The following is a 26553-nucleotide window of genomic DNA, read 5'->3' as shown; positions in this document are numbered from 1 at the left end:
GCGGCCGTGCCCATGTCGCACGCGCGTCGGAGGCGCGGGTCGTCGGGGCCGGGGTCAGTCGAGGGCGAGTTCGAAGTCCAGGACTCGGTGTTCGATGCGTAGGCCGGCGAGGGGCAGGGCCTGGCGTACGGCGCCCTCGGTGTCGCCGTCGAACTCGAACACCGCGAGTTCGCGCACGTCCGGGTGGTCCCGGCGGATCGACTCCACCAGTTCGGCGATCAGGGCGCCGAGGATGTCGGGTGCGACACCGGGTGCGGTGATCGCCTCGCCCGCGTTGAGGTACGCCCGGTCGTCCTCGACCGAGACGGTGAGCTCTGCGCCCTCGCCGATCAGGCCGACCCGGGGCGGCGGCAGCGGGCGTACCCGGACGGCGGGCAGTCCGCCCGGTGCCCACCAGCCGCTCGGGTCGACGGTCCAGATCCGGGCGATCTCGCCGGTGACCCGGGCCGCGAGCGCACGGGCGGCCGCGCCCTCCGGCCCGGTATCGGTGCCGCTCCAATGCAGCACCCGTGCGCCGACGGCGCGAGCCTGCTCGGCGGCGCGCCGGTACATCCGCACGAACGCGTCCCGCTCCTCGGCGGTCGCGGGCGCGTCCCCGGCGTAGGACCCCCGAACCAATCGGCGCGCGAGTCGATCGGCCCGCTCGCCCTGGGCGGTGACGCCCGCCTCACCGTCGCCGTCGATGCTCACCCAGCCGAGCAGCCGGCCGGCGCGACGTGCGGTGACCGTACCGATCCGATCGCCGGACGCGCTCGCGTCGAACTCGGCATCGACTTCGGCGTCTGCGTCGGCGGCCGAGGAGGTCCGCGACGGCGGCGCCGGTGCGGGAAAACCCGCCGACGCGTACACCTCGGTGGCATGCCGCTCCCCGACCGCAGGATCACTGTCCCATTCGAGGGAAATGTCGCGCTTCATGGACCCATCGTGCCCCGACCGGGCGGGCCGCACAGATCGGATACGGCCGTCCGGTCGGGCCGATTCGGCCCGACCGCGTGCGGGTCAGGGGCCGCCGGTCGGCCTGCGCCGTCGATGAGCCGACTCGCCCGCTCGCCGCTCGGTCCGGAGCAGCGAGGCGGTATCGCCCCTTCGGCCCGGGCCGTGGAACAGCGTGGGATTTCCCGTTGTGCTGTTCACCGGACGGACGGATGGACGGCGTTGGTCCGATTATGTGCTCCGACCAAGGTGCACCGATCGAAATGGAGGCCGTGAAGGTGAGTCTGCGGACCACGGGTGCCGCCACGACCGTCTACGTTTCCCCCGGTTCCAGCCCGGTCGAGCGGCCCCGCACCCCGGGCGTGCTCCTGAGCCCGACACCGCTCGAACGAAGCGGCCTCCGGGGAGCGTCCCGGCCCCGGCCCTCCGTCGTGGGAGCAAGGAAGGGGGCGGGGCGTGGACGCGTGGGGGCTATGGCTGGAGTGCGGTCATGATTGCGTCCGCGAAGCGGTCGGCGGAGCCGTCGGCGTAGGCGAGGAACAGGGACGGCTCGGTCAGCTCCAGTTCCAGCAGGGTGGGCGTGCCGTCGGCGGCCGGGATGAGGTCGACGCGCGCGTACAGCAGGGGGCCGACCGGGATCTCGGTCAGCACCCGGGCGGCGACGGCGAGTTCCGCGGCGGAGGGTTCGCGTGCCTCGATCCGTTCGCTGCGATACAGGTCGCCGACCGTTTCGGCGGTGCCGTCGAGCATGGGGCCCTTGCGGACGGCGTGGCTGAAGACGCCGTCGAAGTAGACGAGTGCGGTTTCGCCGACGGTGTCGACGGCCTCCAGGTACGGCTGGACCATCACGGTCCGGCCACTCGCGAGCAGGCTCGTGGCGTGCCCGGCGGCGAGTGCGCGCTGTTCGGGCGAGGCCAGGTCGTAGCGCTCGGTGTCCAGGGAGCCGGCGCTGATCGCGGGCTTGACCACATGCAGGCCGGACGTGGGCAGCGTGACGGTCGAGTCGGGCTCCAGCCACATCGTCTCCACGACGGGCAGGCCGGCCCTGGTGAGGTCGCGCAGGTAGGTCTTGTCCGTGTTCCAGGCCACGATCGACGCCGGGTTGGCCAGGCGCGGCACGCTCGCGGCCCACTCGATGAACTCCTTGCGGCGCGCCGGGTAGTCCCATACCGAGCGCAGGATCACCAGGTCGAAGCCTGCCCAGTCCACCGCCGGGTCGTTCCACACGGCGGCCTCGGCGTGGATGCCGCGAGCTGCCAGCGGTTCGAAGAGCAGGCGCTCGTCCGGGTCGAGGTCCGGCAGCTCGGCGCAGGTGACGAGGGCGACGCGAGGTTCGATCATGCGGTCAGATTATCCGGACACGCGGATGGAAGATCACACAAGTCCTGCCGTGTCTCGTATGAACGAACGACGAGTTGGTCGATGCGATCTTCCGACGGCCGGCAGTGCACCGCGCAGGGCGGCCGCGCCTGGGGTGCACTGCGGAGCCGGAGCCGGAGCCGGAGCCGGAGGCGGAGGCCGAGGCAGGGACGGGCGGCGGGCGTCGACGGCCGGTGACGGCCGGGCGACCCGCTCCGGTGCGCCGGCCCGGCGATCGGATCCGGGATGGTGCCCGATGGTCGGGTCCGCCGCGGGGCGTTTCGGTGCGTCTGCGGTGGTGAGAACCATGACAGGGATCAACGCTTGGGGGCACCGTGGTCGGCACGTCGGACAACGCGCCCTTCGGGCCCGCCGAGATCGTCGCCGTACGCCACGGCGAGAGCATGGCCAACGCGGCCTTCGCCGCCGCGGCCGAAGCGGCCGAAGCGGCCGTCCGCTCCTCCCCGGCGGACGGGGTGCCCGAAGCGGGCGACGGGATGAACGGGTTCGATCCCGCGACGGTCGGTCGGGACGCCGACATCGCGCTCACCGCGCGGGGCGAGGACCAGGCCGGTGCGGTCGGGCGACGGCTCGCGCTCAAGGGCGAGACGCCGGACGTGGTCCTGGTCTCGCCGTACCGCCGGGCGCGTTCGACGATGCGCATCATCGCCCGCGAAGCCGCCCGGCTGGGCCTGCTGTTGCCCGCGCCGCGTCGTGACGAGCGGCTGCGGGATCGCGAGATGGGGGTCCTGGAACTGCGGACGGCCGCCGCGATCGAGCGGCTCCACCCGGAGGAGGCCGAGCGTCGGCGCCGGGTCGGCGACCTGTACTACCGCCCACCCGGCGGCGAGTCGCTCGCCGACGTCGCGCTGCGGCTGCGCACGCTGCTCACCGACCTGCGGCACGAGGCGCCCGGTGCGCACGTGCTGATCGTCGGGCACGACGCGACCGTACTGATGCTGCGTTACATCCTGGAGGGCCTCACCGAGACCGACGTCGACCGCCTGATCCGGACCGACCCGGTGGGCAATGCCTCGATCTCCCGCTGGCGCGTTCGCGACGGGCGGCTGCGTGCGATCCGCTACAACGACATGCGGCATCTGCGCGGGATCGACGTGCGCTGAGCGGGCACGGGTCGCACCGGCGACCGAGGATCGGCGGTCGCGGTCGCGGTGCTCGCGGCGGCCGGCGGTCGGGCACGGGGGAGTGGGCCCGACCGCCGGCGCCTTGATACCCACGGGATGCGGCTGCGCCGTCGCGCATTGGGGGTGTCAGGTCCCCTCCCGTCCCGTTCGGTGCCCTCTGGTTTCCCCTCTGAGAGGCCGGAAAACCGTCTCCGATCGAAGAGGTCGAACCCGGCCGGACCAGGCTGCCAACCGATCGCGCACACGTCCATTCGGAGGCGATAGCGCCATTACCGAACAGAAACTTGACGATGCGTCAGTATCCGGAAGAGGAACCCTCGCACCCCATTTCGCCGCTGATCAGCCGCTTGATCACCGATCGGGCGCCCCGCTCCAAACGGATCGAGCCACCCCCGTCACGCCTCGACAACCGTCCGGTCGTCGGCCGCGCGTTCGGGCCGCCGGCCGGCCGCCCCGGCGCCGCGGTCACTCCTTCGACAACCGCTCCAGCGCGCCGATCAGGTCCGGGTACCGTCGGGTGCGGGCGCCGCCGTCGACGCCGTACACGCTGCCGGAGACGAACGAGGCCTCGTCCGAGGCCAGGAACAGAACCACGGCCGCCACCTCCTCGGGTTCCGCGAACCGACCCAGCGGGGCGTTCTCGACGTATTCCTCGACCACGCCCGGGACATGCCACATGCCCGCGGTGGCCTGCGTGCGGATCAGGCCCGGCGCCACCGCGTTCACCCGGATGCCGGACGGTCCCAGTTCGAGCGCGGCCACCTCGGTCAGGGCGACCACGCCGGCCTTGGCCGCGCAGTACGCGCCCATCCCACGACCGGCCTGGACCGCGTTGAGCGAGGCCAGGTTGACGATCGAACCGGCTCGGCCGTCCTGGGCGCGCATGACCCGGCCGGCGTGCTTGACGGTCAGGAACGCGCCGTTCAGGCACAGGTCGACGACGCGGCGCCAGGCGGCGTAGTCGTGGTCGGCCAGTTCGGCCGCCGTACCGCCGCCCGCGTTGGCCACCGCGATGTCCAGGCCGCCGAACTCGTCCACGGCGGCCTGTACCAGCGCCGCCACGTCGTCCTCGACGGTCACGTCGGACAATCGGGTGACGCACCGCTCGGCGCCCAACTCCTCGGCGAGCGTCGCCAATCCGGCCGCATCGATATCGCCCGCGACCACGTACGCGCCCTCGGCCGCCAAGCGGTGTGCGACGGCACGCCCGATGCCCGCCGCCGCCCCGGTCACCAGCGCCACCCTGCCCGCGACGCGTCCCGCGCCGACACCGCCGTCGATCCGCGTGCTCACGCCGTGGTCCCCTTCGTGTTCTCGTAGTCCTTCACGGCCCCGCCGACCGCCTGCGCGGTCTGGTCGCGCCAGGTCCCGGACAGGCCCACCTGCCAGTCCTGGGAGGCGAGCGGGCCGTGCGCGGCACCGGTGAAGTACGGGATCACCTCGCGCGCGATCAGTTCGTAGGAGCGCTTCGTCGCCTCCGGGTCCGCGAAGTCGGCGCCCATGAACAGGTAGGTGCCGAAACCGCCGGACTTCTGCCACAACCGCTCGATCTGACGGATCGCCATCTCGGGCGTGCCGCAGATGAACGAGCCGGTCCGGTTGCCGTGGTCGATCCGCTCGGCCAGTGGCGTGGTGGTGTCCAGCGGGATCGGCAGCACCTTGGCCTGGTAGTTCTGGATGCCTTCAAGCCCGTACGCCACCTCGCGGCGTGCCTGCTCCTCGGTCTCGGCGATGTGCATCATGCCCATCAGCCGCCACTTGGACCGGTCCATGGTCTGCCCGTAACGACCCGCGACCTCGTTCGCGATGCCCCAGTGCGTGCCGAGCGCGTCGAAGCCGCCCTCCTGGCTCGCGGCGATCGAGAGCATGCCCGCGCCGAACCGCCCGGCGGTGCGCGGTCCGGCCGGGGAGAAGGTCGCGGCGACGGCCAGTTCCAGCGACGGGTGGGTGTACGGCCGCAACTGCAGGCGGGCGTCGCGCAGCGTGAACCAGTCGCTCTCCCGGGTCACCGGTTCGCGGCCGGCGAGCAGTGCGACGATCGCCTCCAGCGACTCCTCCATCATCGCCCGCTGCCGAGCGGTGTCGATGCCCAACATGTGTGCGTCGGACGCGAGTTGTCCCGGGCCGACGCCGAGCATGACCCGGCCTCGGGTGAGGTGGTCGAGCAGGACCAGCCGATCCGCGACGTGCAGCGGGTGGTGATAGGGCAGCGAGACGACGCCGGTGCCGAAGCGGATGTGCCGGGTACGGGCCGCGGCGCTCGCGATGAACAACTCCGGCGAGGCGACGATCTCCCAGCCGCCGGAGTGGTGCTCGCCGATCCAGGCCTCGGCGTAGCCGAGCCGGTCCAGGTGCTCGACCAGGGCCAGGTCCTGTTCCAGCATCAGGGTCGGGTTGCGCCCCGCCTGATGGAACGGGGCCAGGAAGACCCCGAACCCGAGCGGACTGCGCTCGCCCAGGGCGACCTGCCGGGCGATCTGCTGCGGTTCCGTGTGTGCCACCGCGACTCCTTGGATATCCCCGAAACTGATGAGCCGTCACCGTTCCAGGTCGCGATGCGCGAATCAATAGATGCACTATGCGAAAGGTATCGGCCCGTGCGCGCCCTCGTCGCCGGTGTGATGGACACTCCGTCCCGTGGCATCGGCACTCCTTCCGGTGGCATCGGCACTCCTCGCGGTGCCGTCGGCACTCCTGCCGGCGTGTCCCGTGCCTCCCTCGCGGCGCGCTACCGTGCGGGGAGCCCGAAATGCGTTGGCCCGGTCGGCGTGGAGCGGGTAGGAAGGGTTGTCACCCTCGGAACGCCCGGGGAGACCACCCTCGGATCCCCCCGACCGCAGGACGAAGGACGCGCCACGCCATGGGCTACATCGATGTCAATACCGTCGGATTCACCTTGCCCGACGGGCGTGTCCTGCTCGACGAGGTGTCCTTCCGCGTCGGTGACGGCACCACCGTGGCGCTGATCGGTGCGAACGGCGCCGGCAAGACCACGCTGCTCCGGATCATCACGGGTGAGCTGAAACCCGACAGCGGCGCGGTCGCCCGAACGGGAGGACTCGGCATCATGCCGCAGTTCGTCGGCCGGATCCGGGACGCGTCCACCGTGCGCGACCTGCTCGTCTCGCTCGCCCCGCCGCGGATCCGGGACGCGATGCGCGCCGTGGACGAGGCCGAGCTGGCGCTGATGGAGAACGACGACGAGAAGCACCAGATGCGGTATGCCACGGCGCTCGCCGAGTTCGGCGACGCGGGTGGCTACGACATCGAGCCCGCCTGGGACCAGTGTTGCCAGGCGGCGCTGGGCACCACCTACGACGGGGCCAAGTGGCGCGAGGTGCGCACGCTGTCCGGCGGCGAGCAGAAGCGGCTCGCCCTGGAGGCGCTGCTGCGCGGCCCGGACGAGGTGCTGATCCTCGACGAGCCGGACAACTATCTCGACGTCCCGGGCAAGCGCTGGCTCGAACAGTCGCTGCGCGAGAGCCAGAAGTCGGTGCTGCTGGTCTCGCACGACCGCGAACTGCTCGCCCAGGCCGCCGACCGGATCGTCACGATCGAACTCGGCGCGGCGGGCAACACCGTCTGGATCCACGGCGGCTCGTTCGGCACCTACCACGAGGCCCGGCGGGCCCGGTTCGAGCGCTTCGAGGAGTTGGGCCGGCGCTGGGACGAGGAGCACGCCAAACTCAAGGCGTTGGTCTTGATGTACAAGAACAAGGCGGCGTACAACGACGGTCTGGCCTCGCGGCTGCAGGCCGCCCGGACCCGGCTGCGCAAGTTCGAGGAGGCCGGGCCGCCGCAGAACATCCCGCGCGAGCAGGACGTGAAGATGCGGCTGCGCGGCTCCCGTACCGGCAAACGCGCGGTGATCGCCGAGGCGCTGGAACTGACCGGCCTGATGCGGCCGTTCGACGCCGAGATCTGGTACGGCGACCGGGTGGCGGTGCTCGGCTCGAACGGTTCGGGCAAGTCGCACTTCCTGCGCCTGCTCGCGGCCGGCGGCACCGATCCCGAGGTCGAGCACGAACCGGTCGGTGACACGGTGATCGCGCCGGTGGCGCACACCGGCCGGGCCCGGCTCGGGGCGCGGGTGCGGCCCGGTTGGTTCGCGCAGACGCACGACCACCCCGAGTTCGCGGGCAGGACGCTGGTCGACATCCTCGGCCGGGGCGACGAACACCGCAGCGGGCTGGGCCGCGAGGGCGCCGCGAAGGTGCTCGACCGGTACGAGCTCGCCTACGGCGCCGAGCAGCCCTTCGACACCCTCTCCGGCGGCCAGCAGGCTCGATTCCAGGTGCTGCTGCTCGAACTCTCCGGCGCCAACCTGCTGTTGCTCGACGAGCCGACGGACAACCTGGACCTTGTCTCGGCCGAGGCGCTCCAGGACGCGTTGGAGGCGTTCGACGGCACCGTGCTGGCGGTCACCCACGACCGGTGGTTCGCGTCCTCCTTCGACCGCTTCATGGTCTTCGGCCAGGACGGGCGAGTCCGCGAGACGGACGGCCCGGTATGGGACGAGGGGCGCGTCGAGCGCGCCCGCGGCTGAGCGAAGCAGCCGGGTGGGGGCGGGAGTTCCGTGCCCACCCGGACTCGGCGCCCACCCGGGCCGGCGTCCACCCGGACTCGGCGCCCATTCGGACCGGAGCCCGCTCCGGGCTCGGTACACCCGACCGGCACCGGTGCTCACCTGGAACCCCGTGCCCACCCGGGTCGGCGCCCACCCGGACCCGCTCCCACTCGGGCCCGGTGCCCCTCCGGGCACGGCAGGCTTTCGCGGACGGCAGGCGGGAGTTCGTGGGGTCGCTGATCGACCGGCGCCCGCCGGGCGTCCTGTCCCCGCGCCGGGGTCGTCCACACGTACACCGGAGCGATCGCTTCGATGGCCGGGTGCCGGTAACCGGAATGACGTCGACGGACGCTCTGCCCTACGGTTCGGCGGATGCATCCCCACTTCGACGCGGCGAACGAATCGAACGAGCCGACCGGATCGCCCGACCCGAACGACGTGATCATCCGGTGCAACGACCGTCCGGCCATTCGGATTCGCCTGCGCGACGCGGTCAGCCCGGACGACGAGGTCGCCGCGCGCTACCCGGCATCGCGGCTCGTGCACTACACCGTCGAGATCCAGGCGCCCGGGATGGCCGCGCATCTCGATCGGGTGGTCGGCTGGACCGGCGAGGCCAGGGAGATAGACGGCTTCCTGACCGATCTCGCCCGTGACTTCGGCGGCTGGGACGGCGAACGCCGCTGGCACACCGACGATCACGATCTCACCGTCACGGCGGCCTTCCGGTCCGGCGGGCGGGTCGAACTGACCTGGGAGCTGCGACCGCGGCGACTGGGCGGCTGCGGTTGGGCGGCCTCGGTGACCCTGGTGGTGGAGGCGGGCGAGCAGATGGCGGCGCTCGCGGCGGACGTCCGCCACTTCCTGTCCTGTCCGGGCGGATGAACGCAGACCCCGGCTCGACCCCGTGCGGCCCGCTCCGGCACGGCTCGTCGGGCCTCCGACTCACCCGTGCTCGGTGAAGGCCGCGGCGATCGCGTTGCGGTCGCTGCCCGAGGCGATGAGCAGGCGCAGCAACACCCGCGCCTTGTACGGGTCGAGCAGGCCGGCGTTGAGCAGGCCGCGGCGTTGCAGGTCGGTTTCCGAGCCCGGCGCGCCGTAGGTGTGCCGCAGCACGGAACCGGCGCCGGTACGCGAGGTCAGTACGACGGGGATGCGCGCGGCCAGTTCGCCGAGCACGGGCGCCAGCCCGGCCGGCACGTGGCCGACACCGAATCCGGCAACCACCAGGCCCCGTTGGTCGGTCGGGAAATCGGCGAGCAGCGCGCCGTCGTCGTCGAGGGTGACCGAGTACAGCGCGACCCGGGCCGAGGTGAGCGCGGCCGGCTCCGGGATCGGCAGCGGCGCGTGTACCGGCGGTGCGGCCAGGATCCGTACCCGGCCCTCGACCACGATCCCCAGTGGTCCGGTGTCGGGCGAGCGGAACGTGGCGGTACTCGTACTGTGCGTCTTGCGCACCCGGCGCGCGGCGTGGATCTCGTCCCCGAACACCACCAACGCGCCCAACCCGCACGCCGGTTCGGCCACCGCGACCCGGGCGGCGGCGAGCAGGTTCGCGGGGCCGTCGGGCCCGGCCAGTGTCGGGTTGCGCATCGCGCCGGTGAGCACGAACGGCTCCGGGTGCGGCCAGACCAGGTCGACGAGGTAGGCGGTCTCCTCCAGCGTGTCGGTGCCCTGGGTCACCACCACTCCGGTCGCCCCCGCGGCGACCGCGTGCGACGCGGCGGCGACCACGTCCAGGACCTGGATGAACGTCAGACTCCCGCTGGGCACCGCCTGTACGTCCCGCACGTCGAGTGCGACACCCAGATCCGCGAGGCCCGGCACGGCGGCGGTCAACTGCGCGCCGTTCAGGCGGGCGACGACCGTACCGGCATCCTGGCCGACCGCACCGGCCATCGCGATCGTGCCCCCGAGTGTGAACAACGCGACGCTCATCGGCGAAGCCTCCTCATCGATTCCTTCAGCGAACGCCGCCAAGGTAGCCGCCCCCGACGTCGGCCGATGGCCGGCGCCGTCCCGAGCGACACCCGTGCGTCGCCGGCTGCGCCGGGGACGCGGTGGCCCGGCTTCGAACGGGCCCGGACGTGCAGCGACCCCGAGGGACGGAGGTCCACTCGGGGTCGCCGGGGGATTTCTGTGTTGCCCTGCCGCCGTCCACTGCCCGGCGGTGCCGCGTGCCGTTCGGCCGGTGGTGACATCGTCCGGTCGGTCCGGATCGTGCGTCGGGGGTCACCGTCGCCGTCACCGGGTGAGCAGCTGCAGGTTCCGACGCATGCGTACCGATTCGACCGCGGCGGCGCTCTGCACCACCTCGTGGGCCACCCGCTCGGCACGCCGGGCCTTGGCGGCGGCGCGCCGGGTGCGCAGGGCCGTCATGACCAGGCGGTCCTGCTCGGCACCGGCGAGAAGCTCCTGCTGACGGGTCTTGTAAAGCTCGTACTCGATCACTGTGTCCACCTTCTGTTACTTCGACCCGGTCTCCCCGGCTCGTGGTAACAGCTTCTCGCCCCAGTGGGGGTCCGGACATGAGGCGGATGCCGCATCTATCCCGCCCCCCGAACCCGGCCCGATACCTAAGCCGCGGCAAGGAGCCCTAAGGCGAAGTAAGGCAGCCTAAGGCGGCCTAAGGCACCCCCTGAGGCCCCTGAGCCGGCCCGGTCCGCGGGGCCGAGCGGTGGTGCGGGTGCGGCCCGTTTGCGACGGGTGGACGGCCGGCCGATCGATCGTATGCGGAGGTAGACCGCCGTTCCGCGCGGGGGGACAACCGCCGTGGGCGGTGTCCCGGCCGACCGAGGCGGGCACGCACGCGGACGCGGCCGGGAGCACGTGGCGGGCGGGGCGACGGGTCGAGGAGGGGAGATGGCGGTACCAACGCGCGTCGGGCGGGACGCGATACGGCCGAGATCGGCTCCGCCGTGCTTTCCGGGGCGGCACGCGGGCTCGACCCCGGGCCCGCTCTCGTCGCCCAGCCCGCGAGGATGGCGGTCATGGCGTCAACCGTGCTCGCATCGCTGACTGTGCCCTGGATCTCCACCGCGCACCGGATGGATGTACTGCGCTGCGCCGACCCGCCCGAGGGCTACACCGTCACCACCGCCTTCGTCCTCGCGTTGGACGGTCTCGGGCGCACGCTGCTGACCCGGGTGGACCGGCCGGGACGCGGCTGGGAGGTGCCGGGCGGGCACCTGGACCCGGGGGAGACTCCGGCCGGGGCGGCGGCGCGTGAACTCGCCGAGGAGGCCGGGCTGCGGGTGGCCGCCGAGCGCCTCACCCTGTTCGGTGGCCAGCTGATCACCCTCCTGGACATGCCGCCGGCCGACTACCGCTATCCCACCCGGACGTTCCAGGCGTTCTTCACGGTGCGGCTGCCGGATCCGGGCGCGCCGACCCGGCCCGACCCCGGGTCCGAGTGCGACGCGGCCGAGTGGGTCGAGCCGGCCGAGGTGGCCGCGCGCTGCCCCGGCGCGGCCTGGCGGGCGCTGCACGCTGCGCTGCTCGGCTGAGACGTCCGCGGCCCGGCGCCGTCGTATGGCCGGGCGGCCGTACGGTCCGGCCCGCCGGTCCGGGGTCGCCCGACGACGTACGGCCCGCCCCCGCCCGCCGATCCCGGGCCGTCGCACCCCCCGACTTCGCACCGACCCGAAACGGGCTAATCTGCACCGATGATCACCGTCTCCACCGCCAACGTGAACGGCCTGCGTGCCGCCGCCGGCAAGGGCTTCACCGAATGGCTGAACACGACCGAGGCCGACGTGGTGTGCCTCCAAGAGGTGCGGGCCACCCCCGACCAGCTCGCCGACGAGGTGCGCGACCCCAAGGGTTGGCACGCCTACTACGCCCCGGCGACGGCCAAGGGCCGGGCCGGCGTGGCCGTGTACAGCAGGGTCGAGCCGACCGCGGTGCGGATCGGGTTCGGGTCGGCCGAGTTCGACGCGGCCGGGCGGTGGATCGAGGTGGACCTGCCCAAGGTGACCGTGGCCAGCCTGTACCTGCCCACGGGCGAGGCGGAGACGCCCAAGCAGGAGGAGAAGACCCGGTTCATGGCCGACCTGGTCGCGCACCTGAAGGTGATGCGGGCGACGGCGGCGATCGGCGGGCGCGAGTCGTTGGTGTGCGGGGACTGGAACATCGCGCACACCGAGCACGACATCAAGAACTGGAAGGGCAACGTCAAGAAGTCCGGCTTCCTGCCGGAGGAACGGGCCTGGCTCGACGCGTTGTTCGGTGCGGCCGACTGGCACGACGTGGTCCGCCGGATCCACCCCGACGGCCCCGGGCCCTACTCGTGGTGGTCCTATCGCGGGAAGGCGTTCGACACCGACGCGGGCTGGCGGATCGACTACCACGTGGCGACCCCGGCCCTGGCGAACGCGGCGGTAACCGCCGTGGTCGAACGCGCCGACACCTACGCGGAACGCTGGTCCGACCACGCGCCGGTGACCGTGGCCTACGACATCTGAACCGCCCGAGGCAGCCGATCCCGCAGCGATCCCGGACCGGACCGCCCGCCGACCGGGCCGGGTCCATTCGCGGGGCCCGGTCAGGAACCCGCTCGCTCGGCGCCCGGTCAGGGATCCGGTCGCCCCGCCCCGATCAGGCAACCGGGCGCGCCGGGCCCGATCGGCGAACCGGGCGCGCCGGGCCCGGTTGGGGACCCGGGCCGGGTCGGCCCGAAATCGCGCCCAGCGCGTGCCCGAGCCGGGCCAACCAGGCCGCCTCCGGCTCCCGCGCCGACGGATGCGCCGCGCGGAACCCGTCCCAGTCCGCCACCGGCCAGGACGCGACCTCGCCCGGGGTGACCGGCACCCCGCCCACGACCCGACCCAGCAGCTCCGGGCGCAGCCGGATGTGCGGCGATTCGGCGAGCAGGACCGCGTCGTACAGGTCCTTGGCGAAGACGCCGGCCTCGGCCGCGTCCCTGCGCAACCAGCGCAGCTTCCAGGCCAGGGACAGCGCCCGGCTCGCCGCCGGCACCACCACCGGCGGCCCGCCGCCCGCGCGCGGGATCGCCGTCCAGCGCGCCGGCTCCGGCACCCACTCGTCGAAGGCGTAGTCGACCCGGATCGTGCCTTCCGGCAGCCCGTCCGCACGCCAGGGGACGATCAACCGCACGCCGCGTGCGCCGCCGTCGTCGTCGCCGTACGAACCCCCGCCCTCGGAGTGTGCGCGACCGGGGTCCAGGACCACACCGGCGCCCGCATCGGGGCACTTCGCCAGGGCCTCCACGAGTTCGTGGTGCGGTGACTCGCCCACGTCGGCCCACTCGTCGTCCCAGTGGTCGTGATACTCGTCGTCGTACGGGTCGTCGAAAAGGGCGTCGACCTGCACCCACGTGGTGCCCTCGGGCGGTGGGCAGGCCCGGATGCCCCGCGTGTCGAACTCCTCGTCGCACCACAGGTCACCCGTGCCCGCGCCCGCGAACACCTCGGGCCACTGTTGGACCACGGCACGCTCCGGGACGTGCGGGTGTGGGCGATCCGGCCGGACCGGCCGGATCGGCGAGGGCGACACGACCCAGTCCAGATCACCCGGCTCGCGCGCCGCCGCGCCCAACCACGCGATCAACGGCATGCTTCCGCGCAGCACCAGCGCGCCGGCCGAGGCGCCCTCCGTACACAGCCACAGTGCGTGCTCCAACGCCCGCCGTCGAGCGGCCCACCAGCGCCGATGCTGCATCGGATCGGCGAACGTCGGCACTTCGATCCCGCGCCCGCGATCGGAGACCGCGCCGTTCGATGTGCTCGCGGTCACCCGCTCACCCGCTCACCCGGGCGGCGGGGAGCGCGGTCGCCGGGTCGTCGGTCCGGTCCGTCGTCATGCCGAGTGCCGAAGTGGGGTGGCTCCAGCGGGACTTCCGCCGGCAGCGCTCGCAGCACCAGTGTGTGGTCGTCATCGCCATCAGCTCGGCCATCCGCTCGCGCGTGACGTCGTCGGCCGGGGTGTACACCATCATCCGGGTCTCCGGCACGCTCGGCAGCAGCTTGGTGCCCGCGAATTCCATCCGGCCCAGCTGGTTGTGCATGATCCGCTTGACGTGCCGATTGCCCGAGCCGACCTCGCGGCGCGCCCACAGCCGGGCGAACTTCGGACTGCTGCTCGCCAGGCGTCGCACGAACGACTCCCACTCCGGTTCGCCCACGTGCCGGGCGAACGAGGCCTGCAACTCGGCGACCATCCGCGGTTCTTCGAAATCCCGGTCGAGGAACGGGTTGCACTGGTCGGGCGACATGAACGTGGCCCAGATCACGTTGCGTTCGTCCGCCGCCTGCTCGACCAGGCCGGGAAACAACTTGTGGTACGCCTTGTTCCAAGCCAGTACGTCGTACCGGGCGTTGTACACGGCGGCCGGATTCGGGACCAGTCCGTCCAGGATCTCCTGGATCTCCACCGGCAACGTCGTCCCCGACGGCGCCTCGATCTCCCACGGCACCTGGGCGAGTCGGTACAGGTGGGTGCGCTCGGCCGCGTCGAGCCCCAGTGTGCGGGCCACCGCGTCCAGCACCTGCACGCTCGCGTTGATCGGACGACCCTGCTCCAGCCACGTGTACCAGGTCACCCCCACACCGGCGAGCATCGCGACCTCCTCGCGGCGCAACCCGGGGGTGCGCCGGCGCAGGCCCGGCGGCAGGCCGACGTCCTCCGGGGTCCGGCGCTCGCGCCGGCTGCGCAGGAATGCGCCCAGTTCGGTGCGTCGGCTGGCGGTGTGGGTGCTCATGCGGCCATCCTCGTGCCTGCCGTGGTCCGCTGCCAGGTGCTCTCGGTACCAGGATCGACAGGCTCTCGGCAACAGGACCAGACTGCCCGCACGCTCCTGGCATGACCACCACGACCGCGGCGCCGGACACGGCGCGACGCGCCCATCCGCTCCTGCTGACCGCATTGCTCACCGCCCAGTTCATGGCGTTGCTGGACACCTCCGTCGTCAACGTCGCCGGCCCCACGATCCGTACCGACCTGGACACCAGCGGCGCGGGACTGCAACTGGTCATCTCCGGCTACACCGTCGTCTACGCGATGCTGATCGTCACCGGCTCGCGGCTGGGCGGTCGGCACGGCTTCCGCCGGGTGTTCGGCGTCGGCCTGGCCGTCTTCACCGCCGCGTCGCTGCTGTGCGGCCTGGCCTGGGACGACACCTCCCTGATCGCGGCCCGCGCGATCCAGGGCGGCGGCGCCGCGCTGATGGTGCCGCAGGTGCTCAACCTGATCCAGGCCACCTACGCGGGTGCCGACCGGGCCCGGGCGATGGGGCGATATGCGGCGACCATCGCGGGTGGTATGGTCGCCGGCCAGGTGCTGGGCGGACTCCTGGTCAGCGCCGACCTGTTCGGGCTGTCCTGGCGGCCGGTGTTCCTGATCAACATCCCGGTCGGGATCGCGCTGTACGTGCTCGCCCGGCGGGTGTTGCCGGCCGGTGGCACCCCCGCGGCACGCGGCCTGGACGTTCCCGGCCTGGCGCTGCTCGCTCCCGCGCTGCTCGCGCTGGTCGTCCCGCTGGTGATGGGGCACGAGTTGGACTGGCCGACCTGGGGCTGGTTCAGCCTGGGCGCATGCGCCGTGCTGTTCGGGCTGTTCGCGATCGTCGAACGACGGGCGGCGGCGCCGCTGATCCCGGTCGAGCTGCTGCGGGTGCCGGGTGTGGTGGCGGGGGCGGTCACGCTGCTGTTGGTGATGACGGCGTTCGGCGGGCTGATGTTCGCCACCGCGTTGTACGTGCAGAGCGGGCTGGGTTACAGCGCGCTGGAGGCGGGGCTGACCTTCATCCCGTCCTCGGTCGTGTTCGCGACGGTGTCGCTGCGGTGGCAGCGGTTGCCCGCGGCCTGGCATCGGCGGTTGCCGATGATCGGGATGCCGATCGGCGCGCTCGGGTTCGCGGCCACCGCATGGGGGTTCGGCAGCGGGCAGCCGTTGGCGGTGCTGCTCGCCACGATGATCCTGAGCAGCTTCGGCCTGGGCGTCGCGTACAGCCCGGTGATGATGCTCGCGCTGCGCCGGGTTCCGCTGCCGCGGGCGTCGGACGCGTCCGGGCTGATGGTGACGATGATCCAGCTCGGGCAGGTGCTCGGGGTGGCCGCCTTCGGCACGCTCTATCTGTCGGCGGGCGCCGACTTCCACCACGCGGGCGAATTGACGGCGTGGGCCATCGCGGCGACGGCGCTGGCCACCACGGTGCCGGCGGCCCGGTTGGCTCGGTGATCGGGAGTCGGGGCCGCCGGGTCGGTGAATGAGAGCCGGGGCGGTCGGATCGGTGCTCGGGAGCAGGAAGCCGGAGCCGGGAGTCGGGGGCCTGGAGCCGGCTCGTTCACTTCGGTCGATGGTCGGGAGCCCGGTTCCTCAACCGGTGTTCGCTGCCGCGTCCGCCGCGTCCTGGGCGGCCAGGACGCGGTGGCCGTGTTCGACCGACCAGGCGCCGAGTGCGCGGAACGGGACCAGGAGGGTCTCGCCGAGGTCGGTCAGCGCGTACTCGACGCGCGGCGGGGCCTCGGCGTAGGCCCGGCGGATCACCAGGCCGTGGTATTCGAGGCGGCGCAGCGTCTCGTTGAGCACCTTGGCGCTGATCCCGCCGATCTGCGCGGCCAGCGCGCCCGGCCGCATCGGGCCGTGGGCCAGGGCGTAGACGACCACGCTGTTCCAGCGGTTGGTGAGCAGGTCGAAGCCGATCCGGGCGCGACAGTCGGCGACGAACTCGCCTTCGTGTTCGGTCACGACATGCTCGCCTTCGTGTCGGGTCACGTCGTGCTCGCCCTCGTGTCGGGTCGCGGCGTGCTCGCCTTCGCGTCGGGTCACGTCGTACTTGCCCCCGGGCTCGGTCATGGGTCCATTGTGGCCCGGTCGATGGTTACCGAATGGTGTGGATCGGCCCGCCTAGCTTCGAGGGGTCGGAGACGGCGAGGGTCGGGGACGACCTCTCGAGGCGAGCGGGGTGGCTGCGGTGCGAATCGGAATTCTGGGTGCGGGCAACATGGCGGGCGCGTTGGGCGCCAAGTGGGTCGAGGCCGGGCACGATGTGCTGATCGGGGCACGTTCGGCGCAGCGGGCGCAGGCATTGGCGCAGCGGATCGGGGCCCGGGCGGGCGGTTTCGCCGAGGCGGCCGAGCACGGTGACGCGGTATTGGCCGCGGTCGGGCACGCCGCGACCGCCGAGGTGATTCCGCCGGTGGCGGGCCTGTTGGTGGGGAAGGCGGTGCTGGACTGCGCGAACCCGATCGTGCCGGGGCCGGGCGGCCTGATGTTGACCACCGACGGTGGGCCGTCGGCGGCGCGCACGCTCGCGGACGCGGCGCCGGGGGCGCACGTGGTCAAGGCCTTCCATCTGGGCGCGGCCGAGTTGTGGGCGGGCCCGCACGCGGCGGGACTGGCCGTGCCGCTGTGCGCGGACGACCCGAACGCGCTCGCCTTGGCGCACACGTTGGTCGCGGCGCTGGGCGCGGTGCCGCTGCCGGTCGGCGGGTTGGATCGGGCGGGCTACCTGGAGGCGACCGCGGCGATCGTGATCGGGATGTGGTTCGCCGACCAGGACCCGCGGACGATGTTGCCGGCGGCGGAACACGCGCACGGGTAGGGCCGCGGCGTCCCTACGAGTCCTCGCCCAGGTACTCGATCAGGACCGGTACGTGGCTGTGGTCCGGATCGCGGACGGCGGTGAGCAGGGTGAGGCGGCCGTCGCCCACCCGGGCGAGCAGCGCGGCGCGGGCCGCGTGCGCGGGTGCGGTGTCGAGTTCGTCGCGGTAGCGGGCACGGAACACCTCCTCGGCCAGGCCACCGGCGTGCCAGGCCCGGCGCAGCTCGGTGGAGGGGGTCAACTCCTTGGGCCACTCGTCGAGATGGGCATCCGCCTTGGCGATGCCGCGCGGCCACAGCCGGTCGATCAGGACGCGCAGGCCGTCGTCCGGATCGGCCGGCTCGTAGACCCGGCGCACGGTGATGGTGGGTCCGCCGGTGGTGTCGCGCCGAGCCATCGGGCCTCCCGCTCGTGTGGTGATCGGTGGCCTGTACCCGGCTCGGGGCGATCTCACCACGGGCCGGCGCGGTGCCCGATCCCGTGCGGATTCAGTACGCGATGCCCACCGGTCGGCGGTAGGTCGCAGTGGCTCCGATGGCTTCGGCGGTTCCAGTGGCTCCGGTGGGTCCGTGGAGTCCGGCGCCGACCGGGTCGAGCGGCGGTTGGCCGCGATCGCGAGCCGGGTGGCCGAGTTCTACGAGCAGAGCATGCCGATCGCCTCGTCGCTGTTCGCCGAACCCGCGCTGCTGCACCGCCATCGCGAGGCGCTGCGCGGCATCGGCGCCGGCCCGCACGTCCCGCTGCGGCTGCTCGCGGCCTACCTCACGGTCGAACGCGACCGGGGCCGGATCGACCCGGACGCCGACCCCGAGGCAGCCGCCGCCATGTTGCTCGGCGCGTGCTACCAGCGGGCGTTCCTGCGGCACTTCATGGGCATCGAGGACGGCCCGACGGTGGCCGAGTTCGCCGCGAGCACGGCCCGGACGCTGATCCGAGGCATCGCCGCCCGCTCCTGAGCGCGGCCGAGGCCGGGCCGGTGCGTGTCGCGGGGGCGCGCCGCGTCGGTGTCGGTGTCGGTGTCGGTGCGCAATGCGACACTCCGGTGAGGAGGGTGGGCCGCGATGTCGGACCCGGCTCCTATCGTGCGCGTATGGAATTGAAACAAGAGATGATCACCATCGACTGCGCCGATCCGGGCACACTGGCCGCGTGGTGGGCGAACGCACTGGGCGTGGAGATCGCCCAGGACTTCGGTGGGTTCGTGATGGTCGCGGCCCAGCCCCTGGTCCTCGGTTTCCAGCAGGTCCCGGAGGACCGGGCCGGCAAGAACCGGGTGCACGTGGACTTCTCCACAGCGGACCGCCCGGCCGCGGTCGAGCGCCTGGTGGCCCTGGGCGCAACGGTGGTGGCCGAGCGCAGTGCGCCCGGACTGGACTGGACCACGATGCAGGACCCGGCGGGCAACGAATTCTGCATCTCGGGCTGAACGACGACCGGCCGCCGACATCGATGGGGACCGTGACCGGTCCCGGTCGGTGTCGGCGGCCGGTCGTCGTTCATGGGCGTGCGTCTGCTGCGTGGACGTCCGCTGTGTGCACGTCCGCTGCGCGAATGACTGCCCCACCGGGTGCCGCCTCTCGGTCGCCGCGATTGCGCCGCGGCCCTCCGGCGCCCGTTGCGGCACGGTCCGTTCCCACCGTGCCCGTCCGAAGCAGGACCCGCGATGTCGCTCACCTCGGGTCAGGGGTGGGCGCGTAGGTAGCGGCCGCGGGGGAGTTCGGTGACCAGGACCGGTTTGCCGTGGGCGGGGACGGTGGTGCGGCGTTCCTCGGTCATGCCCAGCTTGCCCATCACCGCGAGGGATGCGGTGTTGTCCACGTGGCAGATGGAGATCAGGCGCGGTACGCGGGCGTACTCGAATGCGAAGCGCAGTACCTCGAAGGCGGCCTCGGTGGCGATGCCGTGTCCCCAGTACGGGCGGGCCAGTCGCCAGCCGATCTCCACGGCGGGCATCACCTCGGGCAGGAACTCCGGTACGGCCAGGCCCACCCAGCCCGCGAGCGCACCGACCGGGCCCGGGTCGGAGGTGCGCAGTTCGACCGCGAAAAGGCCGAACCCGCGGGTCTCCCAGGCGAGTTCATACTCCGCCAGGGCGGCGGCGCTCTGCTCGGGGGTTCGCGGCAGGCCGTCGCCCACGTAGCGCATCACCTCGGGGTCGGCGTTCATCGCGGTGAGCGCGGGCAGGTCGTCGTCACGCCAGCGGCGGAGCAGGAGACGGTCCGTTTCGATCATCGGACCATCCTGCCCGACGCGCCGCACGGCCCGTTCGGATCGGCCCCGCCGCGACCCCGACCCCGCCGCGGCCTGTGGCGAGCCCGCGACCGCGCTCGACTCGGTGCTTGATTCGGCGCTTGGGCGGGGGCTTGGTTCGGGGCCTGGTGGTCCGGCATTGGATTCGGCGCCCGCCGGGCACCCGCTCGGCATGCGATTCGGCACGTGCTCCGCTGCCGGATCGGCGTTCGAATCAGGGTTCAACGCCATGTCCGATTCCCGCCGGACGATGGGCTCGCCATCGCGCACAGTGGAACCCGGAAGCACCTGTGACCAGTGCACACGGCAACCGGCCGGTGCCCGCGGCGACCGCCGCGGTCTCGACGAAGGAAGCGCTCATGACCGTCCACACCACCCTCGACAGCCCCCTCGGCGAGCTGCTGCTGATCGGCGACGAACGCCCCGATGGCACGCTCGCGCTGGCCTCGCTGTCCGTGCCGGGCCAGAAGGGCGGCGCCGTCGTGGCCGCCGATTCGCGCCCGGACCCGGCCGCGTTCGCCGAAGTGGTCCGCCAACTCACCGCCTACTTCGCGGGCGACCTGCGCGTCTTCGACCTGCCGATGACGCCGCGCGGCTCGGCCTTCCAGGAACGCATCTGGGCCGCGGTCGACGAGATCCCGTACGGCTCCACCACCACGTACGGTGCGATCGCCGAACGGGTGGGCACCTCGCGGGCGGGGGTGCGCGCGGTCGGTACCGCGATCGGCGCCAACCCGCTGCTCCTGATCCGGCCGTGTCACCGGGTGATCGGTGCGGACGGCGCGCTGCGCGGGTACGCCGGTGGCCTGGACCGCAAGGAGTACCTGCTCGGCCACGAAGGCGCCCTCCCGGCGCAGGTGCGGTGAGCGCCGTGGACACACTGTTCGCCGCCGAGCCGGCGACCACCACGGAACTCGCCGCGCACGTGGACGAGCACGGCCACGCGCTGACCCACCGGATCCTGGACCCGGACACCTGCCGCGAGATCGCCGAGCTGTACGACCGCCCGGAACTCTTCCGGGCCACCATCGACATGGCCCGGCATCGTTTCGGTTCGGGGAGCTACCGCTATTTCGCCGCGCCGGTCCCGGAGCCGATCGCGACGCTGCGCGCGTCCTGTTACCCGCACCTGCTGCCCATCGCCCGCGCGTGGGCCGACCGTCTGGGTCGGCCCGCACCCTGGCCGGACACCCTGGACGAGTGGCTGACGATGTGTCACGCGGCGGGCCAGACCCGGCCGACGCCGATCCTGCTGCGTTACGGACCGGGAGACTGGAACGCGTTGCACCGGGACCTGTACGGCGACCTGGTCTTCCCGCTCCAGGTGGTGATCGGCCTGGACGAGCCCGGAGTCGACTACACCGGCGGCGAGTTCCTGATGGCCGAGCAGCGATTCCGGGCCCAGTCGCGGGGCACCGCGATCAGCCTGCCGCAGGGGCACGGGCTGATCTTCACCACCCGGGACCGGCCGATCCGTTCGGCGCGCGGCTGGTCGGCGGCGCCGATGCGGCACGGCGTCAGCACCGTGCACACCGGGCTGCGCCGCACGCTCGGCCTGGTCTTCCACGATGCGGCGTGAGGTGATGTACGCGCTGATCGGGCCGGACGGGCGGCCCTACCGCAGCTCGACCCCCGGCACGCTGGGCGGCACCACGAACGGTCGGCTGTACGGGCGGTTGGACTGCCGTAGTGCGCTGCGGGCGATCGCGCGCGGCGGCTATGTGGCGAGTCGGGTGTTCTTCGCGGACGAGGCCGTCGCGGTCGCCGCCGGCTTCCGGCCGTGCGCGGTGTGTCTGCCGGCGGCCTACGCCCGCTGGAAGGGCCGCCCGCCGGCGCCGCACACCGACGCCGAACTGGCCGCGCTGTTGGGCCGGTTGACCGGCTGCCGGACGCTGGCGATCGGGCACGGGCGAGACCGCGCCTCGACCGCGGCGGCGCATGCGCTCGCGGCGGCCTGGCCGGGCGAGGTGCTGGCCCTCGTCTCGTGGCCGGAGCAGGCCGCGTCGTGGCTGCGCCCGGCGTTGCGGCTGACCGCCCAGGCTCCGGACGCGTGGGTGGTGGCGGGTGCGGCACCGGGCTGGGCGGGCATGCGGGACCGGCTGCTGCGCAGTACCGACTGGGATCCGCGACGCACGTACGCCTTCGCCTCGTTGGCGGACGCGATCACCGATCCCGATCGGGACGACGGGCCCTGGTGGGCGGCGGCCCGGCCGGGCTGAGGACGGCCGGGTCGAGGTGGCCGGGGCGGGCGCCGGCGGGATCGGCGCCGGCGGGATCGGTGCCGACTACCGTTTCGCGTACCGGATCCGCTCGAACGGCCAGTGCTCGGCCAGCCACGCGGAGACCTCGTGGTAGACCGGCTCGTCGAGTTCGGCCCGGTCGGCCCGAACCCAGGAGCGCACCGAGGTGATGGTGGGGTCGTTCCGGTCCGGGTAGATGTAGACGCAGCCGATCACGTCGTAGTCACCGGCATTGCCGCCGTTGTCGAGCACGGTGTAGGTGAAGCCGGTGCGCTTGGTGAAGTCGTCGGCGTGCCGGACCAGATCACGCAGATTGTCGTCCGCGGACAGCCCGTCGAGTGGTGGCCAATGGCGATCGGCGAAGCCGGGGGTGGCCCGGATGTGCTCGATGCTCGACGACCATGCGGCCAGATCGGCCCGGTTGTGCCGGGCGGCCAGTGGCTCCAGACGAAAGGACGGGGTGCTCGGCGGCGCGGGCACGACGAAATCCGTCGGGACGAAGGTGGGTTCAGCCATGCCGGGAGCCTACGTGGGCTGATGGGTCCGGGCGACCGCGGGTTGATGGCATTCGGTGGCCGGCGCGAACGGTTCGCGCCACCCCGCGAGTGGCATGCGGCCCTTGTCGGGGGCGGCACGCGGAGGCCGCCGTAGCCGAGTCCCTCGATGTCGGCTGCCGCCTCGCGTACCGCGCCGGCCAATTGCCCATCGAACACGACGGTCACGGGTTCGACCTTGACGGTCCACGGGCCGAGTCGTGCGCACCTCGCCCGTCGGACCGGGACCCCTTCGATCGCCGGCGTGCGGGCTGGGCCAGACTTCGTGGTCATGGACAACCAAGCGGACGGCCACGCAGGCACCCATGCGGACGGTCATCGGGACGGCCGTGCGGCCGGTCACGCCGGCACCCGGGCGGAGAGTCATGGCGGCACCCATACGGGCGGCCCTTCGGATCGCCTTGCGGAGAATGCCGCGGATCGCCGGATCGACGGCGGCGCGGACGGGGGAGCGGACCGGGGCGCGGCGGGCCGGTTGACCACCGCTGCCGGGGCGTTGTTCTTCGATGGCGAGGGACGTGTGCTGCTCGTCGAGCCGGACTACAAGCCGGGGTTGGAGTTTCCCGGCGGGATGGTCGAGCCGGGGGAGTCGCCGTGGGCGGGCTGTGTGCGGGAGGTTCGGGAGGAGTTGGGGATCGCCCTGGACGGGCCGCCGAACCTGCTCGTCGCCCAGTGGGTGGCGCCGGTGGACGGGCACCGGGGTGGGATGCGTTGGTTGTTCGACGGCGGTGTGTTGACCCCGCGTCGACTCGCCGGAATTAGGCTCCAGGCCGACGAGTTGCGGGCCTGGCATCTGCTGACGCCGGATCAGGGCGCGGCGGCGATGCCGGCGGAGCGGGCCCAGCGGTTGTGGGCCGCGCTGCGGGCTCGTGACAGCGGTCGGCCGATGTATGTGGAGGCCGCGACTTGATCCGCGCGGCGACCGGGCGAGCGGGCGATCGGGCGATCGAGTGCCGGCCGCTCCCCGCTCGTCGCCCGCTGTTCGTGTGTCGATGGCGGCAGACTCATGGGGCAACCGGCCCCGGATGAGCCCCTGGTCGCGCCGCTCAGCCTTGCGGCGCGTCGTTCGTCACGGCCCTCGTGAGCACCTCGACGAGCGGGATCGGCGCGGCATCGGCCGGCGGCGGATACACCAGCAGCGTGCCGTCGGTCGCGACGCCGAAGCAGCCGCCGACGCGGCCGGTGCGCGCGGCCTCGTCCGGGTCGAGCACGATCGGCGGCCCCGCGAGCAGGGTCGGGGTGTCCGGGGTCAGGCCGGCTCGGAGCACGGCCGCGCGCAACGCGTCGGCCCGACCGGGGTGCGAGTTGCGCAGCCAGACCTCCCGAGCCGGTACGGCGCCGCGTTCCAGGAACGGCCGGCCCGCGCGGTCGAGCGAGAACAGGTCCAGGACCGGTCGACGCCGATCGACGACGATCGGCCGCCGGCGGAAGAGCCGGGCCGGCCCTCGCCCGGGCGGGTAGCCGAAGACCGGCAGCGCCGGGACGCCCCGGCTGTCGAACTCCGCCGCCGTCGCGGCCAGGAGGATCCCGATGCGTTCGATGATCCGGGCCCAGTCCGCGGGTGGACTCGCGGTCGGTCCCGTGCCGGCTCCGGCCGCCGGGTCGGCCGGCCGCCGCCGCTCCGCATCGATGCGGGCGTCGAAGTCGCTCATGGCGGCAACCTACCGGCGCGAACCCGGCCGCGGGCGGCAGCGATCGACGCCGACGGGTCGGCGGTTCGGCCCGCCCCGGTGCGGCGGTCCGGCCCACCCCGGTGCCCCGGTCCGACCCGCTCGCCCCGCAGGGGCTTCGCCGGCCTGCTCGACCGTCAGTCCGGCCACCTCCGGCCCTGGCCGAACGGCAAGCCACTTTCCTTGCGAACAACGGTGCCGAGATGAAAATTGACGCCCCATCAGCCTTGTCGATTGGCAGAGGTAGACGTATGTTCATGCCCAACAGGAAGGGGGACCCGTGGCGATCCCGGCACCCGAGGACACCTATGACAAGGTGCTCCAGGCGGCAGAGGAACTGTTCGGCGAACAGGGCTTCGCCGGCACCTCGCTGCAGGCCATCGCCGACCGGGTCGGGGTGACCAAGGCCGCCCTCTACTACCACTTCCGCACCAAGGACGAACTGCTCGACGCCCTCCTGCGCCCGGCCCTGAACGATCTGGACCGCGTGTTGGAGGTCGCCGAGAGCAGGCGCGGCAGCACCGCCCGCCAGCGCCTGCTGTTCGAGGGCTACGTCGACTTCCTCATCCGGTATCGCACCCTCGCCGTCATCCTCGACCGGGACGTCGCGATCGGACGCCACCCCGCCATTCAGCCCCGACTCGCCTCGATCACCGCACGGGTGCGCGAAGTCCTCGACGACGTCGACGACTCGATCGAGTACCGCGTATCCACGGCCGTGGCAATGGGCGGCATCTACTCCGCCGTCGCCGCCTTCCCGGAACTGCCCGACGACGAACTCGCGCACATCCTGCGCGGCGTGGTCCGCAAGCTTTTGGGCCCACGCCGCAGGGCGCCGGGCCCGGTTGCCGGGACCTGACCAGCACTTCGCACCCACCACCACCGGCCCACCACCGGTGGCCGGTACGCAGCACCGCATCACCGCACCACCGCGCTTCCCGGCACTCGTCCCCGGCCGGTTCCCGCGGCGACCTCGCACACCCTCCGGCAACGGGAGTTCCACCATGACGTGTCCGGTCCTCGACCACGGCTTCGACCCCACCGACCCCGACCTGTACACCACGCGCATCCCGCTCGACGAGTTCGCCGAGCTGCGCAAGACCTCGCCGGTGGTGTGGGTCCCGCAGACGCCCGAGGTCTCCAACTTCGGCGACGACGGCTACTGGCTGGTCACCCGGCACGCGGACGTCAAGGAGGTCTCCACCAAGCCGGAGATCTACTCGACGAACAAGAACACGGCGATCATCCGGTTCGCCGAGGGCATGGACATGAGCAACATCGATGCGCAGAAGCTCATCATGATCAACATCGACCCGCCGGAGCACACCCGGCTGCGCAGCATCGTCCAGCGCGGCTTCACGCCCCGGGCGATCAACGCGCTCCAGGCCGCGCTGACCGAGCGGGCCGCACAGATCGTGCGCGACGCCAAGCTCAAGGGCTCGGGCGACTTCGTCACCGAGGTCGCGTGCGAGCTGCCGTTGCAGGCGATCGCGGAGCTGATCGGCGTACCGCAGGAGGACCGCAAGAAGATCTTCGAGTGGTCGAACAAGATGCTCGGCTACGACGACCCGGAGTACGCGGAGTCCACCGAGGTCGGCGCGCAGGCCGCGGCCGAACTGATGTTGTACTCGATGGGCATGGCCGAGGAGCGCAAGGCGTGCCCGGCGCAGGACATCGTCACCCGGCTGATCACCGCCGAGTCCGACGGCAGCCTGTCCTCGGACGAATTCGGCTTCTTCGTCCTGCTGTTGGCGGTCGCGGGCAACGAGACCACGCGCAACGCGATCACCCACGGCATGCTCGCGTTCTTCGACAACCCCGACCAGTGGGAGCTGTACAAGGCGGAGCGGCCGGAGACCACGGCGGACGAGATCGTGCGCTACTCCTCGCCGGTGATGTCCTTCCAGCGCACCGCGACCCAGGACACCGTGCTCGGCGGCCAGGAGATCAAGGCGGGTCAGCGGGTCGGCATCTTCTACAGCTCGGCCAACTACGACGCCGACGTGTTCGAGAACCCGATGAAGTTCGACATCACCCGCAACCCGAACCCGCACCTGGGCTTCGGCGGCGGCGGTCCGCACTTCTGCCTGGGCGCGTCGCTGGCCCGGATGGAGATCAACCTGATGTTCAACGCGATCGCCGACGCGATGCCGGACATCACCAAGGCCGCCGACCCCCGACGCCTGCGGCACGCCTGGATCAACGGCATCAAGGAACTCCAGGTGAACTACACGGGCAAGTAGTAGCCCACCGGAACCCGGTCGGGGTCACAC

28 protein-coding genes are annotated in these 26553 nt (G+C 72.4%); 15 read left to right on the top strand and 13 right to left on the bottom strand.

The features are described from left to right. Positions 1 to 54 precede the first annotated feature (54 nt). Together ACZOOI_RS01385 and ACZOOI_RS01380 are read right to left on the bottom strand one after the other, a co-directional pair. Positions 55 to 915: a hypothetical protein gene (locus tag ACZOOI_RS01385; RefSeq protein WP_465278991.1), complete on the bottom strand. Its 861-nt coding sequence runs from the start codon at positions 913 to 915 to the stop codon at positions 55 to 57. Positions 916 to 1404: 489 nt separating this feature from the next. Continuing rightward, positions 1405 to 2274, bottom strand: coding sequence for an ATP-grasp domain-containing protein (locus ACZOOI_RS01380; protein WP_465278990.1), 870 nt, complete (start codon positions 2272 to 2274; stop codon positions 1405 to 1407). A gap of 353 nt (positions 2275 to 2627) precedes the next feature. On the opposite strand from ACZOOI_RS01380, the gene ACZOOI_RS01375 reads away from it, so the two are divergent. Then, positions 2628 to 3416 carry a histidine phosphatase family protein gene (locus tag ACZOOI_RS01375; RefSeq protein ID WP_465278989.1) on the top strand — a complete coding sequence of 263 codons (789 nt, stop codon included), beginning with the start codon at positions 2628 to 2630 and terminating at the stop codon, positions 3414 to 3416. Positions 3417 to 3902: 486 nt separating this feature from the next. Here the strand turns inward: ACZOOI_RS01375 and ACZOOI_RS01370 are convergent, their stop codons facing one another. Continuing rightward, positions 3903 to 4730, bottom strand: a complete 828-nt coding sequence (locus ACZOOI_RS01370; RefSeq protein WP_465278988.1) for an SDR family NAD(P)-dependent oxidoreductase — start codon at positions 4728 to 4730, stop codon at positions 3903 to 3905. After that, entirely contained in the window at positions 4727 to 5938 is a 1212-nt protein-coding gene (locus ACZOOI_RS01365; protein WP_465278987.1) for an LLM class flavin-dependent oxidoreductase, read from the bottom strand. Before ACZOOI_RS01365 ends, ACZOOI_RS01370 begins: the two co-directional genes overlap by 4 nt. Positions 5939 to 6297: 359 nt before the next feature. Between ACZOOI_RS01365 and ACZOOI_RS01360 the strand changes: the two genes are divergently transcribed. Together ACZOOI_RS01360 and ACZOOI_RS01355 are read left to right on the top strand one after the other, a co-directional pair. Next, on the top strand, positions 6298 to 7983 hold the full coding sequence (locus ACZOOI_RS01360; RefSeq protein WP_465278986.1) for an ABC-F family ATP-binding cassette domain-containing protein: 1686 nt from the start codon (positions 6298 to 6300) through the stop codon (positions 7981 to 7983). Positions 7984 to 8376: 393 nt separating this feature from the next. After that, the gene (locus ACZOOI_RS01355) at positions 8377 to 8889 is read left to right on the top strand and encodes a DUF6228 family protein (protein ID WP_465278985.1); all 513 of its coding nucleotides are present in this window, start codon (positions 8377 to 8379) and stop codon (positions 8887 to 8889) included. A gap of 60 nt (positions 8890 to 8949) precedes the next feature. Here the strand turns inward: ACZOOI_RS01355 and ACZOOI_RS01350 are convergent, their stop codons facing one another. After that, positions 8950 to 9942, bottom strand: coding sequence for an asparaginase (locus tag ACZOOI_RS01350; protein ID WP_465278984.1), 993 nt, complete (start codon positions 9940 to 9942; stop codon positions 8950 to 8952). A 306-nt stretch (positions 9943 to 10248) separates the two neighbouring features. Then, entirely contained in the window at positions 10249 to 10464 is a 216-nt protein-coding gene (locus tag ACZOOI_RS01345) for a hypothetical protein (RefSeq protein WP_465278983.1), read from the bottom strand. A gap of 530 nt (positions 10465 to 10994) precedes the next feature. Between ACZOOI_RS01345 and ACZOOI_RS01340 the strand changes: the two genes are divergently transcribed. Together ACZOOI_RS01340 and ACZOOI_RS01335 are read left to right on the top strand one after the other, a co-directional pair. Beyond that, on the top strand, positions 10995 to 11510 hold the full coding sequence (locus tag ACZOOI_RS01340) for an NUDIX hydrolase (RefSeq protein ID WP_465278982.1): 516 nt from the start codon (positions 10995 to 10997) through the stop codon (positions 11508 to 11510). Positions 11511 to 11669: 159 nt separating this feature from the next. Further along, positions 11670 to 12467, top strand: a complete 798-nt coding sequence (locus ACZOOI_RS01335; protein ID WP_396010193.1) for an exodeoxyribonuclease III — start codon at positions 11670 to 11672, stop codon at positions 12465 to 12467. A 133-nt stretch (positions 12468 to 12600) separates the two neighbouring features. Here ACZOOI_RS01335 and ACZOOI_RS01330 read toward each other — a convergent pair whose 3' ends face one another. Continuing rightward, positions 12601 to 13758, bottom strand: coding sequence for a nucleotidyl transferase AbiEii/AbiGii toxin family protein (locus tag ACZOOI_RS01330; protein WP_465278981.1), 1158 nt, complete (start codon positions 13756 to 13758; stop codon positions 12601 to 12603). A 4-nt stretch (positions 13759 to 13762) separates the two neighbouring features. Next, on the bottom strand, positions 13763 to 14722 hold the full coding sequence (locus tag ACZOOI_RS01325; RefSeq protein ID WP_465278980.1) for a helix-turn-helix transcriptional regulator: 960 nt from the start codon (positions 14720 to 14722) through the stop codon (positions 13763 to 13765). Between the two features lie 101 nt (positions 14723 to 14823). Between ACZOOI_RS01325 and ACZOOI_RS01320 the strand changes: the two genes are divergently transcribed. Beyond that, positions 14824 to 16200 (top strand): MFS transporter, encoded by a 1377-nt coding sequence (locus ACZOOI_RS01320; protein WP_465278979.1) that lies wholly within the window; start codon positions 14824 to 14826, stop codon positions 16198 to 16200. A 138-nt stretch (positions 16201 to 16338) separates the two neighbouring features. Here the strand turns inward: ACZOOI_RS01320 and ACZOOI_RS01315 are convergent, their stop codons facing one another. After that, positions 16339 to 16710, bottom strand: a complete 372-nt coding sequence (locus tag ACZOOI_RS01315; RefSeq protein ID WP_396010274.1) for a winged helix-turn-helix transcriptional regulator — start codon at positions 16708 to 16710, stop codon at positions 16339 to 16341. 226 nt (positions 16711 to 16936) lie between these two features. Here ACZOOI_RS01315 and ACZOOI_RS01310 point away from each other — a divergent pair, with 226 nt between their 5' ends. After that, complete coding sequence (locus ACZOOI_RS01310) at positions 16937 to 17566, top strand: NADPH-dependent F420 reductase (RefSeq protein ID WP_465278978.1); 630 nt, start codon at positions 16937 to 16939, stop codon at positions 17564 to 17566. Positions 17567 to 17579: 13 nt separating this feature from the next. On the opposite strand, the gene ACZOOI_RS01305 is transcribed toward ACZOOI_RS01310, so the two are convergent. Further along, positions 17580 to 17963, bottom strand: a complete 384-nt coding sequence (locus ACZOOI_RS01305; protein ID WP_465278977.1) for a DUF488 domain-containing protein — start codon at positions 17961 to 17963, stop codon at positions 17580 to 17582. A gap of 172 nt (positions 17964 to 18135) precedes the next feature. On the opposite strand from ACZOOI_RS01305, the gene ACZOOI_RS01300 reads away from it, so the two are divergent. Both ACZOOI_RS01300 and ACZOOI_RS01295 read left to right on the top strand, forming a co-directional pair. After that, on the top strand, positions 18136 to 18522 hold the full coding sequence (locus tag ACZOOI_RS01300; RefSeq protein ID WP_465278976.1) for a TetR/AcrR family transcriptional regulator C-terminal domain-containing protein: 387 nt from the start codon (positions 18136 to 18138) through the stop codon (positions 18520 to 18522). A gap of 134 nt (positions 18523 to 18656) precedes the next feature. Beyond that, the gene (locus ACZOOI_RS01295; RefSeq protein ID WP_465278975.1) at positions 18657 to 18992 is read left to right on the top strand and encodes a VOC family protein; all 336 of its coding nucleotides are present in this window, start codon (positions 18657 to 18659) and stop codon (positions 18990 to 18992) included. 254 nt (positions 18993 to 19246) lie between these two features. Here ACZOOI_RS01295 and ACZOOI_RS01290 read toward each other — a convergent pair whose 3' ends face one another. Continuing rightward, positions 19247 to 19798, bottom strand: a complete 552-nt coding sequence (locus ACZOOI_RS01290) for a GNAT family N-acetyltransferase (protein WP_465278974.1) — start codon at positions 19796 to 19798, stop codon at positions 19247 to 19249. Between the two features lie 377 nt (positions 19799 to 20175). Here ACZOOI_RS01290 and ACZOOI_RS01285 point away from each other — a divergent pair, with 377 nt between their 5' ends. From ACZOOI_RS01285 to ACZOOI_RS01275, 3 genes are read left to right on the top strand one after another with little or no spacing between them, the layout of a single operon-like run. Beyond that, positions 20176 to 20682: a methylated-DNA--[protein]-cysteine S-methyltransferase gene (locus tag ACZOOI_RS01285; protein WP_465278973.1), complete on the top strand. Its 507-nt coding sequence runs from the start codon at positions 20176 to 20178 to the stop codon at positions 20680 to 20682. After that, on the top strand, positions 20679 to 21395 hold the full coding sequence (locus ACZOOI_RS01280; RefSeq protein ID WP_465278972.1) for a 2OG-Fe(II) oxygenase: 717 nt from the start codon (positions 20679 to 20681) through the stop codon (positions 21393 to 21395). Before ACZOOI_RS01285 ends, ACZOOI_RS01280 begins: the two co-directional genes overlap by 4 nt. Next, positions 21385 to 22035 carry a hypothetical protein gene (locus ACZOOI_RS01275; RefSeq protein WP_465278971.1) on the top strand — a complete coding sequence of 217 codons (651 nt, stop codon included), beginning with the start codon at positions 21385 to 21387 and terminating at the stop codon, positions 22033 to 22035. The genes ACZOOI_RS01280 and ACZOOI_RS01275 overlap by 11 nt, the downstream gene beginning before the upstream one ends. Positions 22036 to 22101: 66 nt before the next feature. Here the strand turns inward: ACZOOI_RS01275 and ACZOOI_RS01270 are convergent, their stop codons facing one another. Beyond that, on the bottom strand, positions 22102 to 22572 hold the full coding sequence (locus ACZOOI_RS01270; RefSeq protein WP_465278970.1) for an N-acetyltransferase: 471 nt from the start codon (positions 22570 to 22572) through the stop codon (positions 22102 to 22104). Between the two features lie 309 nt (positions 22573 to 22881). Here ACZOOI_RS01270 and ACZOOI_RS01265 point away from each other — a divergent pair, with 309 nt between their 5' ends. Continuing rightward, positions 22882 to 23520, top strand: coding sequence for an NUDIX domain-containing protein (locus ACZOOI_RS01265; protein WP_465278969.1), 639 nt, complete (start codon positions 22882 to 22884; stop codon positions 23518 to 23520). Positions 23521 to 23656: 136 nt separating this feature from the next. On the opposite strand, the gene ACZOOI_RS01260 is transcribed toward ACZOOI_RS01265, so the two are convergent. Beyond that, positions 23657 to 24262, bottom strand: a complete 606-nt coding sequence (locus tag ACZOOI_RS01260; RefSeq protein ID WP_465278968.1) for a hypothetical protein — start codon at positions 24260 to 24262, stop codon at positions 23657 to 23659. A gap of 298 nt (positions 24263 to 24560) precedes the next feature. Between ACZOOI_RS01260 and ACZOOI_RS01255 the strand changes: the two genes are divergently transcribed. Further along, complete coding sequence (locus ACZOOI_RS01255) at positions 24561 to 25139, top strand: TetR/AcrR family transcriptional regulator (protein WP_465278967.1); 579 nt, start codon at positions 24561 to 24563, stop codon at positions 25137 to 25139. 145 nt (positions 25140 to 25284) lie between these two features. Then, entirely contained in the window at positions 25285 to 26523 is a 1239-nt protein-coding gene (locus ACZOOI_RS01250; RefSeq protein ID WP_465278966.1) for a cytochrome P450, read from the top strand. Positions 26524 to 26553: the final 30 nt, after the last annotated feature.

It is taken from the genome of Embleya sp. L77 (genome assembly GCF_055557415.1).
Note: the sequence above shows the minus strand (reverse complement) of the source record. Positions and strands in the feature narration are given on the sequence as shown.

What these genes read in the sequence shown, in the direction of transcription:
- ACZOOI_RS01265 (WP_465278969.1), top strand. Translation starts at nt 22,882, where the DNA reads ATGGACAACCAAGCGGACGGCCACGCAGGCACCCATGCGGACGGTCAT.
- ACZOOI_RS01275 (WP_465278971.1), top strand. Translation starts at nt 21,385, where the DNA reads ATGCGGCGTGAGGTGATGTACGCGCTGATCGGGCCGGACGGGCGGCCC.
- ACZOOI_RS01320 (WP_465278979.1), top strand. Translation starts at nt 14,824, where the DNA reads ATGACCACCACGACCGCGGCGCCGGACACGGCGCGACGCGCCCATCCG.
- ACZOOI_RS01385 (WP_465278991.1), bottom strand. Translation starts at nt 915, where the DNA reads ATGAAGCGCGACATTTCCCTCGAATGGGACAGTGATCCTGCGGTCGGG.
- ACZOOI_RS01335 (WP_396010193.1), top strand. Translation starts at nt 11,670, where the DNA reads ATGATCACCGTCTCCACCGCCAACGTGAACGGCCTGCGTGCCGCCGCC.
- ACZOOI_RS01295 (WP_465278975.1), top strand. Translation starts at nt 18,657, where the DNA reads ATGGAATTGAAACAAGAGATGATCACCATCGACTGCGCCGATCCGGGC.
- ACZOOI_RS01285 (WP_465278973.1), top strand. Translation starts at nt 20,176, where the DNA reads ATGACCGTCCACACCACCCTCGACAGCCCCCTCGGCGAGCTGCTGCTG.
- ACZOOI_RS01380 (WP_465278990.1), bottom strand. Translation starts at nt 2,274, where the DNA reads ATGATCGAACCTCGCGTCGCCCTCGTCACCTGCGCCGAGCTGCCGGAC.
- ACZOOI_RS01250 (WP_465278966.1), top strand. Translation starts at nt 25,285, where the DNA reads ATGACGTGTCCGGTCCTCGACCACGGCTTCGACCCCACCGACCCCGAC.
- ACZOOI_RS01305 (WP_465278977.1), bottom strand. Translation starts at nt 17,963, where the DNA reads ATGGCTCGGCGCGACACCACCGGCGGACCCACCATCACCGTGCGCCGG.
- ACZOOI_RS01340 (WP_465278982.1), top strand. Translation starts at nt 10,995, where the DNA reads ATGGCGTCAACCGTGCTCGCATCGCTGACTGTGCCCTGGATCTCCACC.
- ACZOOI_RS01355 (WP_465278985.1), top strand. Translation starts at nt 8,377, where the DNA reads ATGCATCCCCACTTCGACGCGGCGAACGAATCGAACGAGCCGACCGGA.
- ACZOOI_RS01360 (WP_465278986.1), top strand. Translation starts at nt 6,298, where the DNA reads ATGGGCTACATCGATGTCAATACCGTCGGATTCACCTTGCCCGACGGG.
- ACZOOI_RS01260 (WP_465278968.1), bottom strand. Translation starts at nt 24,262, where the DNA reads ATGAGCGACTTCGACGCCCGCATCGATGCGGAGCGGCGGCGGCCGGCC.
- ACZOOI_RS01325 (WP_465278980.1), bottom strand. Translation starts at nt 14,722, where the DNA reads ATGAGCACCCACACCGCCAGCCGACGCACCGAACTGGGCGCATTCCTG.
- ACZOOI_RS01290 (WP_465278974.1), bottom strand. Translation starts at nt 19,798, where the DNA reads ATGATCGAAACGGACCGTCTCCTGCTCCGCCGCTGGCGTGACGACGAC.
- ACZOOI_RS01270 (WP_465278970.1), bottom strand. Translation starts at nt 22,572, where the DNA reads ATGGCTGAACCCACCTTCGTCCCGACGGATTTCGTCGTGCCCGCGCCG.
- ACZOOI_RS01350 (WP_465278984.1), bottom strand. Translation starts at nt 9,942, where the DNA reads ATGAGCGTCGCGTTGTTCACACTCGGGGGCACGATCGCGATGGCCGGT.